Here is a 16,673-nt window from a genome sequence, read left to right as displayed (position 1 = left end):
TGCATAAAAAAATACCAAAACTTAAGTTCCGGTATAAGCTTCGCTTTCATAATTAATTATGATTAACTGACCGGATGCCTGAGCATCTGCCTGGCGATCAGTTAAACAGGGACCCCTGCAAGCTACCGTCTTAAACCTTTCAATGCAACATTATATCCTAAAAAAACAAAAATATCAATGTTTTCTACTTAACAATTATGCATTTATAAATTGCAATATTAAATGCCGTGAAAAATTTGGTAAATCCATTGCTTACTGGAATAATTACTGGAATAAATTCTATACATCATACCGCCATTTCTATGGCTGACCTATAACCAAACATTCTTCTTGGATATTCATTAATCCATCTCTCTATACTTTTTATTTTTGCTTTACTTACTTTTGATATATCTGTTCCTTTTGGTATAAATCTTCTTATCAGTTTATTAATATTTTCGTTCGTTCCTCTTTCCCAAGAACTATAAGGATGAGCATAATACACTTTCGTCCTGTCCTTGCCTGGCTCTGTTTTTGATTTCTCTATCCCTCTATAGTCCAAAAACTCTGTCCCGTTATCTACTGTTATCGTTTTAAACTTCTCCCTAAATTTCCTTCTATACTTCCTTTTTAATTCATCTATTGCTTTGATTACTGATTCCTGCGTTTTGTCTGGTAGTGGGTGTTAAAATAAAATTGTGTCTGGTGTATAATAAAATCACAAAGGAGGCTGGTAATTATGGATAAAAATACCTATTATGAAACAGTCAAAAATATGGCGGTTGAAAAAGTATTAAACCAGTATTGCTCTGATTCAGATCCATCACGCCCTGCCCTCAAAAAGTTGCTGGAGGATTTGCTCGACTGGTTTATGTTGTCTGAACGCCAAATCTATCTCTTGAAAAACGAGAACGACAAAGGCAACGGCTTTTATGATAGAAAACTTGGTACACCTATGGGTAACCTGGACATCTCTGTCCCAAGAACTCGCACTGGCGATTTCAGACCCCACATCCTACCTGAACCGTATAAAAGGGTGGATGAATCCTATACAGACCTTCTTATGTCCCTTGTTGTCAACGGTTATTCAGAATCTTCTCTCTTAAATACCCTCAAAAGCCTCAACCTTCCTTACTCTGATGATGAACTCAACAAAATCAAAGATGACCTAAAAAGTGAATTAGACCTTTTCAAACAACGGGAATTACCCGAATCGGTGTTTGCTTTATTAATCGATGCTTATCATTGTGAGATAAAAGACGGCTCAAAAGTGAAGAAAGCCGCATGCTACATAATCCTTGGCGTTGATATGGAAGGTAAGAAAGACATCTTTGGCCTTTACACCTTCTTCGGCAAAGAAAACAGAGCCGATTGGAACAAGGTCTTTGAAGACTTGATAAACCGCGGTCTTAAACGAGTTTTAGTGGTTGTAAGTGATGATTTCCCAGGTATTATCGAGACCGTCAAAGCTGTATATCCATATGCTGATCATCAGCTCTGTTTTGTACACCTTCAGAGAAATATCCGCAAATACATGACCAAAGCTGATGCCGCAGAATTCAATAAAGAACTCGATAAAATAAAATTTGCTTCTTCCTTTGATGAAGCTGTTCAAAAGTTTTATGACCTTTGCAGTAAATTTAAGAGTAAATATAGCCGATATATGAACATTCTCATGGAGAAAGCAGAACATTATATGGCTTTCATTAAATACCCCGAATCCTTGAGGAAGCATGTTTATACTACCAACAGTGTAGAGAGTATCAACAGTCTAGTTGAAAAAATTCGGATAAGATCGGGTGGTTACTTTAACTCTGTCGAAGTATTGGAAATTAACATATATTTACAGAGGGAGAACTTGAGGCGGACAAAATGGAAAAAAGCGGTACCAATGATAAATGCTCACATTTATGAAATACAACAAATTTTCCAGTTACGTTACTTTAATCAGACACAAAATTCTTGACAACTCTCAGGTACAACTATATGGCGTATCTTTCTCTTTCATTTAGGTGTTTGTTTTTTCTTGTTTCTGTGTTATTATTCATATATAACTCATGGTACTCCTTTGCTAATGTTTTTCTTTGGTTATTAAACATTTTACAATGGATTACCATGAGTTTTCTATATATTACGGCATTTTATTTTACAACTTCCCTAACAATTATGCATTTTGTACTGTTTCATATACAATTTCTACTGTTAAATGCAATAGTTTCAACAGATAAAATCAATGAAAAAATTATATGACAAAAACAACACAAAGGCTATTTAACTTCATAGCCTTCGTCTTCAATTGTTTCCCTTATTAATTTTTCGTTTATTTTTTCGTCGTCATACTCAATATAAATTTTTTTGTTTTCAATATTAATAATTACATTCTCCACACCGTTAATTCTTATTAAAGCGTTTTTTATGGTTTGAGCACAATCTTCGGTCAAGGCGTTCACTGTCAAAATCAATTGAGATTCCATACTCAAAGCACCCCTGAAAACAGATTAATTTATAATATGGGAATAGCCTACGGATTTTGCAATACAGACAATTATAGCATGTAAAATCCTTTTTTTTCAATGGTTCTGTCGTTCCGTATCTGCTAATTATTAGGCTTCTGCCAATCAAGTCCTGCTATTTTTTCCTTTATTTCCTCTTTTTTGTATCCCATCTCCATAAGTTTTCCATATATGTCGGCATCCAGATCAGGCACATATGTCTTCAGGAGTGTCAGTTTTCCCTTTATCCGGTATTCTCCAATGCATGCGGGAATTAAAACCGTTTCCCCCTGCCCAATGCTCACCCTTTCATTTTGATATCCGATTTCCCCGCTGCCGGCAATGCAAATATAGGCGTGAAACTTTCTGAAATTTGTCTCCTGTGTTATATTACCCGAGATTTTATATAATTCAACACAAAAATGTTTATTCGCCACCAAAACTTTCAAGGAAACGTTATCTGATCTCTTATATTCCAGGCCTTCATAGGGATACTTAATATCACCTGCGTTAAAATTAATAACCTGCATTGCCTTTTCAATATGCAGCGGCCTTAAGTTTCCGTGCGCATCCCTTCTGTTATAATCATACACTCTATAAGTGACGTTTGAGCTCTGCTGAATTTCGGCAAGTATAATCCCGTCACCTATGGCGTGAATTAGGCCCGCCGGAATGTTGATAAAATCCCCAGCCTTAACGTTTATATAATTAAGGCAGTCCTCTATCCTGTTTTCTCTTACCGCTTTTTCAAAATCTGATTTCGTAATGCCCTTTTTCAGTCCGTAAACAAGTTTCGCGCCGGGTTTCGCATCAAGAATATACCACATCTCGTTTTTGCCATTATCCCCTTCATGGGCTTTTGCAAATTCATCATCAGGATGGACCTGTACCGAAAGCCTGTCATTGGCATCAATAAGTTTTATCAGCAACGGAAAACCTGCGCTTTCAGCGCCCAACTCCCCGACAATATCTCCGCCGAATTCCTCAATCATGGATTTCAGTGTCCTGCCTTCATAAATACCGTTCCGCACAACACTCATACCATCGGGATGACATGCCAGTTCCCAGCTTTCAGCAACTTTCCCTTCCGGAAGCTGTTTTCCGAATTTTGAAAGATTTCTGCCACCCCAGATGTAATCCTTATATACAGGATGAAATTTCAACGGATACAGCATTTCCACCAACTCCCGCTTAAATTTCCTCAATATGGACTTTGTCGTATTCTTTCTTAATATCCTCCCATTCCGCCATATCCGAGCCATCAAGAGCTGCAGTGAGACTACCTGCGGCAGAAGTTATTCTGGCTGTTTTCTCAGGCGGAAAATCATTTATAATACAATATGCGAGCGCAGCAACCATTGCGTCCCCCGAAGCAACCGTTGATTTTATCTGAACAGGTATTGGCATTGCATGATATATTTTATTCCTGTAACTCAGTATAGATCCTTTATCGCCGAGAGAAACAAGTATAAGCTCAATCCCAGATTTATGCAGAGATTTTATTTCATCCTTTATTTCTTTGTAATTTATTTCTTTGTAATCTGAAAAGGTTTTGCCGGTTAGACGTTCAAATTCGTGAATGTTCGGCTTAATTGCAAAAGGACGCGCACCGCATCCATGTCTCAGGGTTTCCCCGTCGGCATCAAGAACGGTCCTAACCTTCATTCCCGATGCCAGCCGAATACACCTGCCATAGAAATCAGAGGGCAAACCTTTCGGAAGGCTTCCCGACAGGATTACAAGCTCACATTCCTCAAGGTATTTCATTAAAAGTTCAGTGAATTTTTCTGCTTCTTCTTTTAAAATAACCGGCCCGGGCTCATTAATTTCTGTAACAATACCGGTTCTAATATCTATGACTTTTATGTTGATGCGGGTCTCCCCTGAAATTACAAGAAAATCTTTCCGAAAAACATAATCGTCCAGCAAATCCATGAAAAGCCTTCCGTTAGCTCCGCCGACAAAACCCGTTGCTATTTGTTCCATACCGTATGAACACAATGCTTTGGATACGTTTATTCCCTTTCCGCCCGGATCGGTTCTCGCATTCTTAACTATGTTCAGCTCTCCCTTTTTTAGTTCTTCCACATAAAGGGTTTTGTCTATTGCAGGGTTAGGCGTAACCGTCAAAATCATATGCAAACACCTGTTTTATATATTTATATATACGCATACAATGCATATACAAACAATAAATATGCTATCTGCCAGAAATGTTATAAAGAACTGCTTCATGCTCGGTTACAAGGAAAGCCTGCCCGGTATTTACAAAATGTACATCCATGCTTAAGCCCGGCATTGAAGCCTCGCCGATAACTTTACCGGAACTGTCGTAAAAAGTTACTTTCGAGCCAAATACAACAGCAGCGGTATTTTTATAAGTCACAATGCTCTGAACATTGTTCCTGGTTTCAATGCTTTTTGTCTCATCGCCATTGGAATTGTAAAACTTTATCATTTTCTTTTCACCGTTTAACGCTACGACAACGGCGTTGTTCTCAAAAAGCCCCGCTGCAGCAATATTATCCGTATATTTCTGCGACCACAGCAGCTCCAAATCACTGTTATAACAAAAAAGTCTGTAATCGCCTACGAAAACATACCGGCTGCCGTTGCCGTACATAACGGGATACAGACCCTCAATCTCAACATTAGCCAACGGAGCTGTTTTCCCGCTGCTTTCATATATTCTTATAATAGTAGATATATCGGTCGAATTCATTCCAAGACCATAAAGTATAAAACTGTTACCGCTATTTAATGTTTTAAAATAATAAGGATAATAATCGTCAATATACATCGCACCAAGGCTTAAACCCGTTTCGGGGGAAACAAACTGCAGCGTACGCTTGTAACCGTTGTTGCCTGCAGTAATAAACAATATATACCTCTCGGTCGCTTCCCCGAAAGCTATTTCTTCATCCAATGTTTCTTTCAGAACTACTTTTCCGTCCTTTATCACCATGTAGGATTTCCCGTTTTTTTCATATACAAGTATCCATTGCCCGCTTATATTAAGAACGGGATGCCGCACTTCATGAGTATAGTACCAGATCTCTTCCCCCTCGGGCGAAATCAGCCTGATATCATAATTTGTAAGCACCAGTAAATTACCGTCATATTCTGCAGTCCGGGAAATGTCAAGATCATCAAAACTGATGTTTTTTGCCTGGTTTATTGAGTTTTCAATGTGGAGCTTCTCAGCAACTGCCTTGAGATTCAATGTACTCCAGTCAAAATTGATATCATTTTCATCCATCGAAATTAAAACTGCAGACAAAATGACACTTATTAAAATTATCAATATAAGTATCTTCAGAGCAATTTTAACAGGTTTTACCGTTCTTTCCTTTGTCATTTGTACCTCAGCATATTCCCCGTTTAGGTTATAAGTTAATTCAACAGTTTCAGAAGCTCAATGGCTTTTGCCAGCGGCTTGTCAATCGTAAAACGAAGATTGTTCAAATCTTCATTCAGTTTGTTCTTCGTTGTACCGTCCAACACACCGGTTACCTTAATCCCCTTATCCGCCTGGTATTTTTTCAGCGCGTCACTTGTCTTTGCGTCAAGAATATTATCCGGGGTATCGATATCATACCCCTTAATCTTCAGTATTTTTTCACAGCTGTACACGTCATTGCCCACGCCGTTTAACTCTATCGTCCTGTCTGAACCCAGTTCCTTAATACTGTTTATGTCTATTCCTTCAATAAGGCTATAATCTTCAACGGCAAAGTCGGGTATCAATCCCACTCCGTCAATCATTCTGCCGTTCCTGGTCAGGTAATGACCGGTGGTTATCTTAACCCAGCCAATAATATCCGACTGCATTACCCGAATGTTGTACTTATTCATCCACTCATAACCATCCACAATGCTTTCCCCGCACAAACTTTTATATTTTTCATACGCTTCAGGGTTAAGAATTGGGTATACATTCTGGAAAACGCCCTTGCCGAAGGTTTTGGTCCCCACCAGGAAACCGTCCCCTGAATCCTGTATGGCGCCCGCAAGAATTTCCGATGCGCTCGCGGTATTACCGTTAACAAGAACAGCTGTCACATATTTCGGTTTTTCAAGATGGGAACGGTAAACCACATCCTGATATTCTTCGGATTTAAAATCCAGGGTTGTTATAATTCCTTTTGACACAAGGAATTTTGCAATGTTTACTGCCTGACTGACCTCGCCTCCGGGATTGTTCCGAAGATCCAGAACCAGTTTCTTTATTCCCCTGCTGTCCGCTTCCTTCAGGGCCTGCCCGAAATAATGGGCGCTGTTGCTGCTGAATGACTCAAGTTTTATATACATAACATCGTCATAAATTTTCCACTCAACGGGACTTAAATTTACAACATTCCTTTCCACGCTGAAATAAATTATCTCGTCAGACGAGCCACGTATAACTCCGATTTCTACAATAGTCCCCTTTTCACCCTTTATAAGGTTTGCTATATCCTGTGTTGACAGCCCTTTCACATCCTGCCCGTTAACCGTCACAATTATATCATCGGGTAAAAGCCCAGCACTTTCAGCCGGAGAATTGTCAAACACGCGTGTAATAAGCGCCCCTTCCGAGGTTTGCATTATTTCAACGCCAATCCCCTGATAGTTACCTTCCATTGACGTGAAAAAACTTTCTGCTTCTTCCATATCATAGAATACCGTATAATCATCCAGACCGCCGAAAATACCTTTCAGCGCACCTTCCAAAAGCTTTTCTCTTGTTACGTCCCTGTAATAGCGTTCCAGAACCATATTCATAACGCTGTCAAGGTAATCGGAATATTCTCCCGCGGCATTGACAGGTAATACTAATATGTATGATAAAACGATAATAAAAGACAAAAAGCATACACAAAACTTCTCAATCTTCTTCATTACTTATCCCTGCTTTCTGCATCGTCAGCCCAATTTCGACCTACATTACTCTTAAAATTTTATCACCGTTAACCAGTTCTTTCAATAATTTTTACCAGTAGCTTAAAAAGCGTTCACGGTAATCTTTTACCAGCTCCTCGCCCATGTATCTGATAAGTTTGTATAAAAGCACCGACGCATCTTCGTAGGTCATGTACCTGTTAGGATGGAAATAACCCCTGCTGTCACCACTGATAAGACCTATTTTATAGGCCACTGCTACATAATTCCTCGCATAGGCAGGGATTTCGTCATTATCAACAAAAGGCGTTACCGCATATGGATACGGCGCAAGACTTTCAAGACCAAGAGCCCTAATCAGCATCGTTACTGCTTCCGCAGAAGTTATATTCTTTTCCGGCGAAAAGTATGCATCGCCTGTTCCCTGAATTATGCCACGGCTGTTTGCCTTTTTAATATCCTCATAAAAAGGATCATCGGTTGAAACGTCCCGGAAAGGTGAAATTTCCGGAGTTTTATTCCGTGTGGTTCTCGCGGTCGTTTTCTGCTTCTTTGTTATATCCGGATCCTCAGGGATATCTTTTATCGCTCTTACCACCATTACGGTAAATTCCTTTCTTGTAATATATTTCGCCGGATTAAAATCCTCCCCTATACCCGGTATTATTCCAAGGCTGAAAAGTACCTTTACCGGTTCTTCGGCCCAATACCCTGCCAGGTGTTTCAAATCGGGAACTTGTAATCTGGTAAGAACCGGTGTGGATTCAATCCCGATTCTCTCTTTATAATCCTTCATAACCCCGGTCGGTTTTCCGTCCTTGTCAAATTCAGGAAGCTGCGCTTCATACTCAAGAACACTCTCTTCGTAATCCTTCTCCACGTATCCTCCTTCAAAACTTATCTGATACGGTTGGTTTTCAACGTATTCAAATCCCTTCTTGGCAACGCTGGAAACGAAAATTTTGGCCTGACCGCCCCATGCCACAGTTTTCCCGCCTATTTCCGGTCTGGCGGCAATGGCGACATCCACATTCGCCGATTTTGCAGAGCTCCAGTACTGATCATATCCGTACTGGCTCCCCGTCATTTCAACAGTTATCGTTCCGCCGCTGTTTATTCTGTAGGTTTTCCTTAGAATATACTCACCTGTATTGTAATAAACAGCAGGACGCGCATCCGTGATGCCTGAACGGGTGAATTCATAATTTGTTAATTCAAATATTTTGCTCCCCACCTTAACTATCTCTGTCGGCTTTTTTGAAATACTGCTCTTTTCAGTGGTCTGTCCGTTTTCATTCGTCGTCTTCACTGTTTCCATAACAATTGTCCGGGTAATCGTAGCATTCTGTTCCTTATTTTCAAGATTATATTTATAAGTGGTGGTAACCTTTTCATTTTTCACATTTTTCTTAACAGTCATTGTGCCCTCAAGTATAATCGGGGTTCCTGTAAGAAAACACACTTCACGGTATGTGTATGTGTTTTCTTCAAAGGGATTCGCCGCCGATATTCCCCCCTCAAAACCCATCGACCCCACATATGCCGAAGAAACAGTAGGGCTCAGGAGTATAAAAGCACAAAGTATAAAAGATATAACAGCTGTTTTTCGGTCTCTCAATTTCATTCCAATCCCCCGTGTTCGCAATTAAAATGTATCAACAATCACAACAAAAGCGTTTTCGCCCGTTTCAGACTTAATTACGGTTATCCTGTCCCCTGTCTCCAGCTGGGACGCATCAATGATTTTGCCGTTTTTCATAAAAACGGTATTGGGCAGGAATGAAAACTGCACCTCACTTACTTCTTCCCACTTAGCCTGACTGTCATTGTACCGTATTCCGTCCCTGATAACCAGCGATGTGGCGGGTGTGACCACATGATTGAAGGCATCCTTTTTCAATCCCGGCAAATCATATATTCTTCCCTTATAAACCACATCGCCGAACGGAGCGGTACTCACAAGAAGGGCTTTCCCCTCCTGAGCAAGAACGTAAACAGTACGTTTTTTATAACTTTTCTCACCCGCATCGTCAAAAAGAGTCAGGTCTATTCTTCCGTCATCATCGAATACCCTTGTAAGCATTGGATCAATAGTCAGCGTCTTCCTGACGTTATTATACTCCCAGTCGGGTTCCCTGAATTCCGAGAAGGATTCAAGAGTCATACTGCTTAGCAAATCAATCTGGGCTATCCTTCCGCGGAGCAGCGTCACCCCTGTATCCAAAAGCTGTTCTTTGACCCAAATGACATTTGCTCTGACAGTTCCGTCGCTCTGAACACCTGTAACGAAATAGGCATCATCCATGATTTTAATCTGGTTAGGACTAAGAAGTTTTCCGTTTTTTACTATTATTGAACTGTTATCATAATTTATATATGAACTTTTATTCAAAAGAGAAAGCCGGCCACGTCCGGGATCCACATCAACAATCGTATCTCCGGAAATTTCGGCTTTGAGCTCGTCATCTGCGAAGGCAAGGCACACAACCGATTCCTTGCCTGTTATATTTTTCCCGGTTGCGATATATACCGTCGAACCATTCATACCTTTAGGTATACCCGGGACGTAGTTCTCGTTTATATTCAATTTACTGAAACCATACCCTGGCATTTCCCAAATGCCGTCCTTAAACTGCTGGATATTATGAACAAGGATACTGTTACTTAGTTTGTCATAAGAATAAAATTTTGCTCTGTAAACGGCATCTATCTCTGTTTCTTTCTTTTTAGCCACAATTTCCCCTATTATTGTCTGGTTACCGCTTGTCTGGATCAATATGCGTACCTCGTCTCCTTCCTTAATGTCACTCCATTGAGCCTTTTTCTTATCAATAAAAATTGGGGTATTGGAAGGAATGCGGTATTGCACCACGTCTCCGGACGTTGTTTCCAACTGAAGCAACCAGTTTCCCTTTGTCCTCACCCTTCCATAAACCGGATAAAAATTATCGGTAGCGCTTATTTTAACTACCGTGCCTTCACCGTTCACTTTCACAAAAACGCTGTCCCCCGGCTTTAAATCTTCGATGTCGGCAGGCTCACCGTTTTTGTATACCTCAACCTCATCGGCTCTCAGATATGAATATGTACGGTAATAGGAAAGAGCATTCCTTAAACCAGGTGAAGTACCTGACCCATCAGGAAAATAAAGGGTTATATATCCCAAACCGGTGTTATTCTCCTCAAGAATACCGTTGTAAATACCCGCTTCCTGCAACAGTAATCCGTCAACACTAACCATCCTGGTTACAATATTGTCTTCCATCGTAACAACCATTAAACTCTCGGGTTTTATATCACTTAATGTCCCCTGAGCTGAACCTATATAAATGGGACATTCCCGGCTTACGGTCAATTCTACAAAAACACCCGTGGATTCAATGCTGTAAATTTTATCCCGGTTAACTGATCCCGGATCAGGAGACGAAAGCTCGAGCAGAGTTTCGGCCCGGACGGTCCTGTTTGTCGGATTTACCGAAAAGATACGTACAAACCTGTATTTCACACCTGCATCATTAGCCACAGTATCGACAGGAAAAACAGTTATCATAATAAGGGCAATTATCAAAACTGCAATTCTGCTCCTGTTTTTCTTCGCAAATACCAATTTTATCCCCCGTTTCAACCAAACATATTCTATATTTTTTTATCGGAAAAGTGTCGGGATAAATGAAGTAAAATACTGTTTCAATAATATGACAAAAACAGACAGGTCGGTTTCATATGCGTTAAACCTAAACTAAAGGAAATGTTAATGCTTACAGGGATTTTTTTGCGAAAATTAATCCCAATATCACCGATTCACCATATTCTTTTGGTATGGCTATGATATTGAGCGAGCCAAGAAAAGGAATGACATAAAACATTGCCACATAAACAATGACGCAGCCTATAACCATTCCAAGAATCATGCCTACCGTTTTGTTCGTAGTGCTCAAGATACCGCTGTGGGAAATCAGCGAGTTAATCATTCCGCCGATGATGGAAACAATCAGCTTAACCAAAAAGAAAACAATAATAATTGAAATAACCTTAAGGACTGAAAAAACAAGGAGATCGGCCAAAGACGCAACAGCGTCGCTTAAAACATTCGCTCCAGCTTCCAAAGGATTGGCCATGTCAAACAACTGCCCCAATATCGTATTGTCATTCAGAAATTCTTTCAGGACGGGATATTTCTCAAAAAGCTGGTTACTGTTTTCGATAACCGAAAAATCAACGCTTTGCCTGAACGCAGGAACGGTGAATCCTGAATAGGCTTCTTCAAGGGTCTTGACTATTGTTTCCCTGATATTCGTCTTTTCCATAATAAAAAGAGCCACAGGTTCGGAAAAAAGGGCAGAGCATACAACGGCCGCTATATACCCTGCCAAGCTGAAAACTGCCTTAATCAGCCCCCTGACATAGCCAACAAAAGCACTTATGAATATAACACCAATAATGGTATAATCGATCCAGTTCAGGCCCCATTGCAGTATATAATTCAAAAATACTACGGCTGCAAGGGCAATCATCAGAATCACAATGGGAATCCGGTCTATATTTAAGCGCTCCCGCGACATATTTACCTCCAGAAAAAAAATCATCGTACCAGCTTTTTCATACCCGTGACACTAATATATCATGTATACCACGAAACAGCAATTACTTAATGAAAGTGGACATATTCACCATCAGAAACAGTATAATCGAAACTATCAGAACACTTATCGCAACCGATCTTTTTTTCAGAAGCATAGCAATTTCTCCTTTCAGAACTGAGATGAACTCATAAAAACATTGCAGTTGCTTTGATCTCTCTATAGGCTTGTCCTGACTGGAAAAAATTATAACACATTTTATTGATTTTGTAAAACAAAACTAATAAAACTGTAATATTTCCCTTTTTGAGAGTTATCATTTCTCTATTCCCCGTTGTATGCTAAAATAAAGCATAATTATATCCTAAGAAACATGGCGAAACGGAGTGAAATGAAATGCCTTTTGACGGAATTGTTGCGGAAGCCGTGGCTGACGAATTAAGCAAAAAAATATCAGGCGGGCGTATTTTCAAAATATACCAACCTGAGAAATATACACTGATATTTCATATCAGGGCCAATAATGAAAACTACAGGCTTTTAATGAACTGTAACGCAAATTCGGCAAGAATCCATTTAACTGAACTGGACCTGGAAAACCCTGAAACTCCGCCGGTATTTTGCATGCTTCTCAGAAAGCACCTTATTGGCGGAACCGTAACTGCAGTTGAATGTCTGGATTATGAGAGGATTATTAACCTGTATGTGGAATCTTCCGATGAACTCGGAGACAAAAGCATAAAAAAGGTCGTCGTTGAAATAATGGGAAGGCACAGCAATATAATTCTTGTGAACAGCTCAGGGAAGATTATTGACGCAATAAAGCACATTGATCAGGACATAAACCGGGTAAGGGAAATAATGCCTGCAAGGACATATGTCTTACCTCCTCCGCAGGATAAAACAATTCCCACCGAACTGAATATTGAAAATTTTATTCTATCCCTTGAAAATGAACAAATCCCCATTTCCAAAGTCCTGCTGAACAGGATTAAGGGCTTCAGTCCGGTGCTTTGCAACGAAATCTGCCACAGGGCCGGAATTGAACCCGGCACTCCTGCAAACAGCATAAAAAGCGAAAAGCTTTCCGTGTTGACCAGAGTATTGCAAAATATTACCAATACTATCAAAAGCGGAGAATATTCACCAAATGTGGTGATAGATGAAAACCTGAAAAAGGCGGTTGACTTTCACGTAATTAAACTTACCCAGTATGGGTGGTTCAAAGAATACGGCAGCATCAGTGAGGCAATTGACAATTATTTCAGATATACTGCCGTCAAAGACCTTATAAAGTCAAAAACAAATGAACTGATAAAAATTGTAAAACAAAACATTGAGAGATGCGAAAAGAAAATTAGCATTCATGCCACAACCATTGATGAAAACTCCAATATGGAGACTTACAGGTTATACGGGGAGCTTATAACCGCAAACATACACATGCTAAAAAAAGGAATGAAAAGTTGCAGGTTGCTGAATTACTATGAGCATGAGGAAACTTATGTAGATATTGAACTTGACGAAAGTCTTACACCCCAGGAGAACGCACAGAAATATTTCAAAAAGTACAGCAAGGCAAAGTCTGCCATGGCTTTCGCGGCAGAACAGATGAAAATTGCAAAAAGAGAGTTGGAATACCTTGAAAATGTTCTTTTCAACCTCGAAGAAGCCAATTCTGTCGAAGAGGTGGAAGAAATTCGTGAAGAGCTGAGTAACCAGGGTTATATACGGAAAACGGCAAAACCGAAAAGAAACGTTCAGAAATCCGGTCCTCTTTGTTTTAAATCGTCGGAAGGTTATCAGATATGGGTTGGAAGAAACAACGTGCAAAATGACGAACTGACGCTTAAATTTGCAAAACCGGATGATTTATGGCTTCATGCGAAAAATATCCCTGGCTCGCATGTTATTGTACGCGTTCCCGATCCAATACCCGAAAAAACTTTATTCGAAGCTGCGTCTCTTGCGGCATGGTTCAGCAAGGCACGCAATTCATCAAAAGTTCAGATTGACTATACCAGGGCAAAATACGTCAGAAAACCTTCCGGCGCAAAGCCTGGTATGGTTGTATATGTAAACTATAAGACAGTGGTTGTGGACCCAAAAGAACCTGCTTTTCTGTCTGCGGAGAACAATCAGTTCATCGGGCAATAATAAGTGCCCGACGAACTGACGGGTTTATATATCTTGTTTCACCCGAAAAGTCTTTGGCATACTTTATTGACATTATACAGGATTTTTTCGGTGTCCAGTGTTTTATACTCCCCTTTATCATACAAAATTCTCCCATCAACGAAAACTGTCTCTACATCTGAAGCCTGGGCGGAGTATGCCAGATTGGAGACAGGATTGTGTTCAGGCAGATAATGGGGTTTTGAAAAATTCAGAATAACCATGTCTGCAACAAAGCCTTCTTTTATCTGACCCACGTTATTAAATCCCAATGCTTTTGCCCCGTTAACCGTGGCCATTTTGAACGCCTCTTCCGCCCTAACTGCCAGCGGATCCCTCCTTACTCCTTTATGAATAAGAGCGGCAAGGTTCATTTCTTCCCACATATTTAAATTATTATTGCTGGACGCACCGTCGGTTCCCAAAGCAACGTTTAAGCCTTTTCTTAACGCTTCTGGTACAGGCGCGATTCCGCTGCCGAGTTTCAGGTTGCTTCCCGGATTGTGAACAAAAGATACGCTTTTTTCCTTCATTAACTCCATGTCCTGTTCGGTTACATGAACACAGTGCGCGGCTATCGTCGGCAAATCAAAGAGCCCCAGGTCATATAAATGCCGAACAGGCGTTTTCCCGAACTGATTAAGGGAGTCATTATGCTCTTTTAAAGTTTCGTCAACATGAACATGAATGCAAGTACCGAATTTTTCAGCCGTATTTCTTATCGCTCGGATATATTTTGGGGCGCATGTATATATTGCATGGGGCGCAAACGCAACCCTAATCCGATCATTCATTGCACCGTGCCATTTTTTGAATGTCTCAACGGCTTCCTTTATTCTGTAATCATCGCTGTAATCATCCTTATCCTCATTATTCGTCAAACCGCGGGAAAGTAACGCACGCATCCCGGATTCCGCAGTGGCTTCGGCGATCCGGTCAACAAAATAATACATGTCATTGAAACAGGTGGTACCGCCTGCGATCATTTCCATCATTCCAAGCAGCGAACCCCAATATACGTCTTCATCGGTAAGTCTGTCTTCTATTTTGAAAATATGATCAAACAGCCATGTGTGAAGATCCAAATCATCGGCATAACTTCGCATCAGAGTCATCGGAACGTGGGTATGCGCATTAACAAGACCGGGAATTAACACCTTTCCCGTACCGTCTATTCCGACCTTTCCTTCGCCTTTTGAACCATCGTTTTTATTCCCGCCCACATAGGTTATTTTGTTTCCTTCGGTTTCCACGGTGGCATTTTTGATTATTCTCAGCTCGTCATTATCCCATGTTACAACTGTAATGTTTTCTATATGATATCCCATGAAAAATACCTCCTGCATCAAAAAGGCTTTCGGTTTTGATTATATCCCTTTCCGGCTTTTAATGTCAAAATATTCCTTAACCAATTAAAAAGCCGGAGAATCTTTTGTCTCCGGCTCTTTAATTACAGATGTTTATTCAGCATGTTGGAAAATTCCTCTTTTGATCTTGCACCTATAACAGTATCCACTATATTTCCGCCTTTAAACACCATTAAAGTAGGAATTGTCATAATTCTGTATTTCTCAGCCAATTCACCCTGTTCATCCACATTTACCTTACCGACTTTTATTTTGCCGTCAAACTCGTTGGCAAGTTCATCTACAATCGGTGAAACCATTCTGCAAGGCCCGCACCACGGAGCCCAGAAATCCACCAGTACAGGCTTATCAGACTGAAGCACTTCCTGTTCAAAATTGTCCTTTGTCAGCGTCAAAACATTGTTTGCCATTGAAATCTCTCCTTTGTATTTTATTTTGCTGTGTTTCATCATTAATTCGGGTTTCAAATATGATTATATATGATCTTTTATTCCCAAACTACTTCACTTTTAACATCAATCTGCAATTTTTCACTGAAAATCGGTCACCGGAAATAAAACGAAAATGCTGTCTTAAAACCGGACGAACTGATTTTAAGACAGCATGCTAAGTAACAAAACAGAATTCCTTTCGTATGGGCCAAATTATTGAATTATTTCAACTACAACACGTTTGTTGTTGCGCATTGCTGCTGCCTTCATAACAGTACGGATAGCTTTGGCAATGCGGCCCTGTTTTCCAATAACCTTGCCCATATCTTCTTCTGCAACTTTTAATTCGAGGATAAGTGATCTCTCACCCTCAACTTCTCTTACAGATACATCATCAGGATTGTCAACTAATGATCTGGCAATGCTTTCCAAAAGTTCCTTCATTAATAACCCTCCATTTAGCATACGATATATTTTAGTCTATGGTAATTGAAGTTTTATACTCTTTCAATCCCGCATTATTTTGTAATTCCGCAAATCTTCAAAAGCTTCTTAACAGTATCGGTAGGCTGTACGCCTTTTCTCAGCCATTCTCTTGTTTTCTCCTCGTCAAACTTAATTTCGGAAGGATTTGTAAGAGGATTGTATGTTCCTACCTGATCAATGAATTTTCCATCTCTGGGTGCTCTTTCATCTGCTATTACTATTCTGTAAAACGGTTTCTTTTTCGCACCCATTCTTCTCAAACGCATTTTGACTGCCACCTGT

14 protein-coding genes and 2 pseudogenes are annotated in these 16,673 nt (G+C 40.1%); 2 read left to right on the top strand and 14 right to left on the bottom strand.

Annotated features, from left to right (window positions below; translation table 11 throughout):
• Positions 1–286: 286 nt before the first annotated feature.
• Positions 287–658: pseudogene (locus tag CST_RS13220) on the bottom strand (IS30 family transposase); the annotation flags it as partial.
• A gap of 60 nt (positions 659–718) precedes the next feature.
• Between CST_RS13220 and CST_RS05690 the strand changes: the two are divergent.
• The gene (locus CST_RS05690) at positions 719–1,945 is read left to right on the top strand and encodes an IS256 family transposase (protein WP_015358103.1); all 1,227 of its coding nucleotides are present in this window, start codon (positions 719–721) and stop codon (positions 1,943–1,945) included.
• Positions 1,946–1,964: 19 nt separating this feature from the next.
• Here the strand turns inward: CST_RS05690 and CST_RS13380 are convergent.
• The 9 genes and pseudogenes from CST_RS13380 to CST_RS05650 form a co-directional block, all read right to left on the bottom strand.
• Positions 1,965–2,096: pseudogene (locus CST_RS13380) on the bottom strand (IS30-like element ISCth2 family transposase); the annotation flags it as partial.
• Positions 2,097–2,246: 150 nt separating this feature from the next.
• Entirely contained in the window at positions 2,247–2,453 is a 207-nt protein-coding gene (locus tag CST_RS05685; RefSeq protein WP_015358890.1) for a heavy-metal-associated domain-containing protein, read from the bottom strand.
• Positions 2,454–2,575: 122 nt separating this feature from the next.
• Entirely contained in the window at positions 2,576–3,646 is a 1,071-nt protein-coding gene (locus CST_RS05680; RefSeq protein ID WP_015358889.1) for a type I phosphomannose isomerase catalytic subunit, read from the bottom strand.
• A gap of 16 nt (positions 3,647–3,662) precedes the next feature.
• A complete protein-coding gene (pfkB, locus tag CST_RS05675; RefSeq protein WP_015358888.1) occupies positions 3,663–4,607 on the bottom strand; it encodes a 1-phosphofructokinase in 945 nt (314 codons plus the stop codon).
• Between the two features lie 64 nt (positions 4,608–4,671).
• A complete protein-coding gene (locus CST_RS05670; protein ID WP_015358887.1) occupies positions 4,672–5,829 on the bottom strand; it encodes a DUF5711 family protein in 1,158 nt (385 codons plus the stop codon).
• A 35-nt stretch (positions 5,830–5,864) separates the two neighbouring features.
• Positions 5,865–7,352: a S41 family peptidase gene (locus tag CST_RS05665; protein WP_015358886.1), complete on the bottom strand. Its 1,488-nt coding sequence runs from the start codon at positions 7,350–7,352 to the stop codon at positions 5,865–5,867.
• A gap of 91 nt (positions 7,353–7,443) precedes the next feature.
• On the bottom strand, positions 7,444–8,976 hold the full coding sequence (locus tag CST_RS05660; RefSeq protein WP_015358885.1) for an S-layer homology domain-containing protein: 1,533 nt from the start codon (positions 8,974–8,976) through the stop codon (positions 7,444–7,446).
• Positions 8,977–8,997: 21 nt separating this feature from the next.
• Entirely contained in the window at positions 8,998–10,959 is a 1,962-nt protein-coding gene (locus CST_RS05655; protein ID WP_015358884.1) for an S-layer domain protein, read from the bottom strand.
• A 151-nt stretch (positions 10,960–11,110) separates the two neighbouring features.
• On the bottom strand, positions 11,111–11,914 hold the full coding sequence (locus CST_RS05650) for a CvpA family protein (RefSeq protein ID WP_015358883.1): 804 nt from the start codon (positions 11,912–11,914) through the stop codon (positions 11,111–11,113).
• A gap of 414 nt (positions 11,915–12,328) precedes the next feature.
• Here CST_RS05650 and CST_RS05645 point away from each other — a divergent pair, with 414 nt between their 5' ends.
• Positions 12,329–14,089 carry an Rqc2 family fibronectin-binding protein gene (locus CST_RS05645; protein WP_015358882.1) on the top strand — a complete coding sequence of 587 codons (1,761 nt, stop codon included), beginning with the start codon at positions 12,329–12,331 and terminating at the stop codon, positions 14,087–14,089.
• A 38-nt stretch (positions 14,090–14,127) separates the two neighbouring features.
• Here CST_RS05645 and CST_RS05640 read toward each other — a convergent pair whose 3' ends face one another.
• The 4 genes from CST_RS05640 to rpsP all read right to left on the bottom strand — a co-directional run bounded on the left by CST_RS05640 (position 14,128) and on the right by rpsP (position 16,669).
• Positions 14,128–15,435, bottom strand: a complete 1,308-nt coding sequence (locus CST_RS05640) for an amidohydrolase (protein WP_015358881.1) — start codon at positions 15,433–15,435, stop codon at positions 14,128–14,130.
• A 122-nt stretch (positions 15,436–15,557) separates the two neighbouring features.
• Positions 15,558–15,923: a thioredoxin gene (gene trxA, locus CST_RS05635; protein WP_144050616.1), complete on the bottom strand. Its 366-nt coding sequence runs from the start codon at positions 15,921–15,923 to the stop codon at positions 15,558–15,560.
• Positions 15,924–16,118: 195 nt separating this feature from the next.
• Entirely contained in the window at positions 16,119–16,349 is a 231-nt protein-coding gene (locus CST_RS05630) for a KH domain-containing protein (RefSeq protein WP_015358879.1), read from the bottom strand.
• 74 nt (positions 16,350–16,423) lie between these two features.
• On the bottom strand, positions 16,424–16,669 hold the full coding sequence (rpsP, locus tag CST_RS05625) for a 30S ribosomal protein S16 (protein WP_034837838.1): 246 nt from the start codon (positions 16,667–16,669) through the stop codon (positions 16,424–16,426).
• Positions 16,670–16,673: the final 4 nt, after the last annotated feature.

Origin of the sequence: Thermoclostridium stercorarium subsp. stercorarium DSM 8532, from assembly GCF_000331995.1 — a bacterium.
Lineage (GTDB): Bacteria > Bacillota > Clostridia > DSM-8532 > DSM-8532 > Thermoclostridium > Thermoclostridium stercorarium.
The sequence above is the reverse complement of the archived record's forward strand: the minus strand, read 5'-3'. Positions and strand labels throughout refer to the sequence as shown.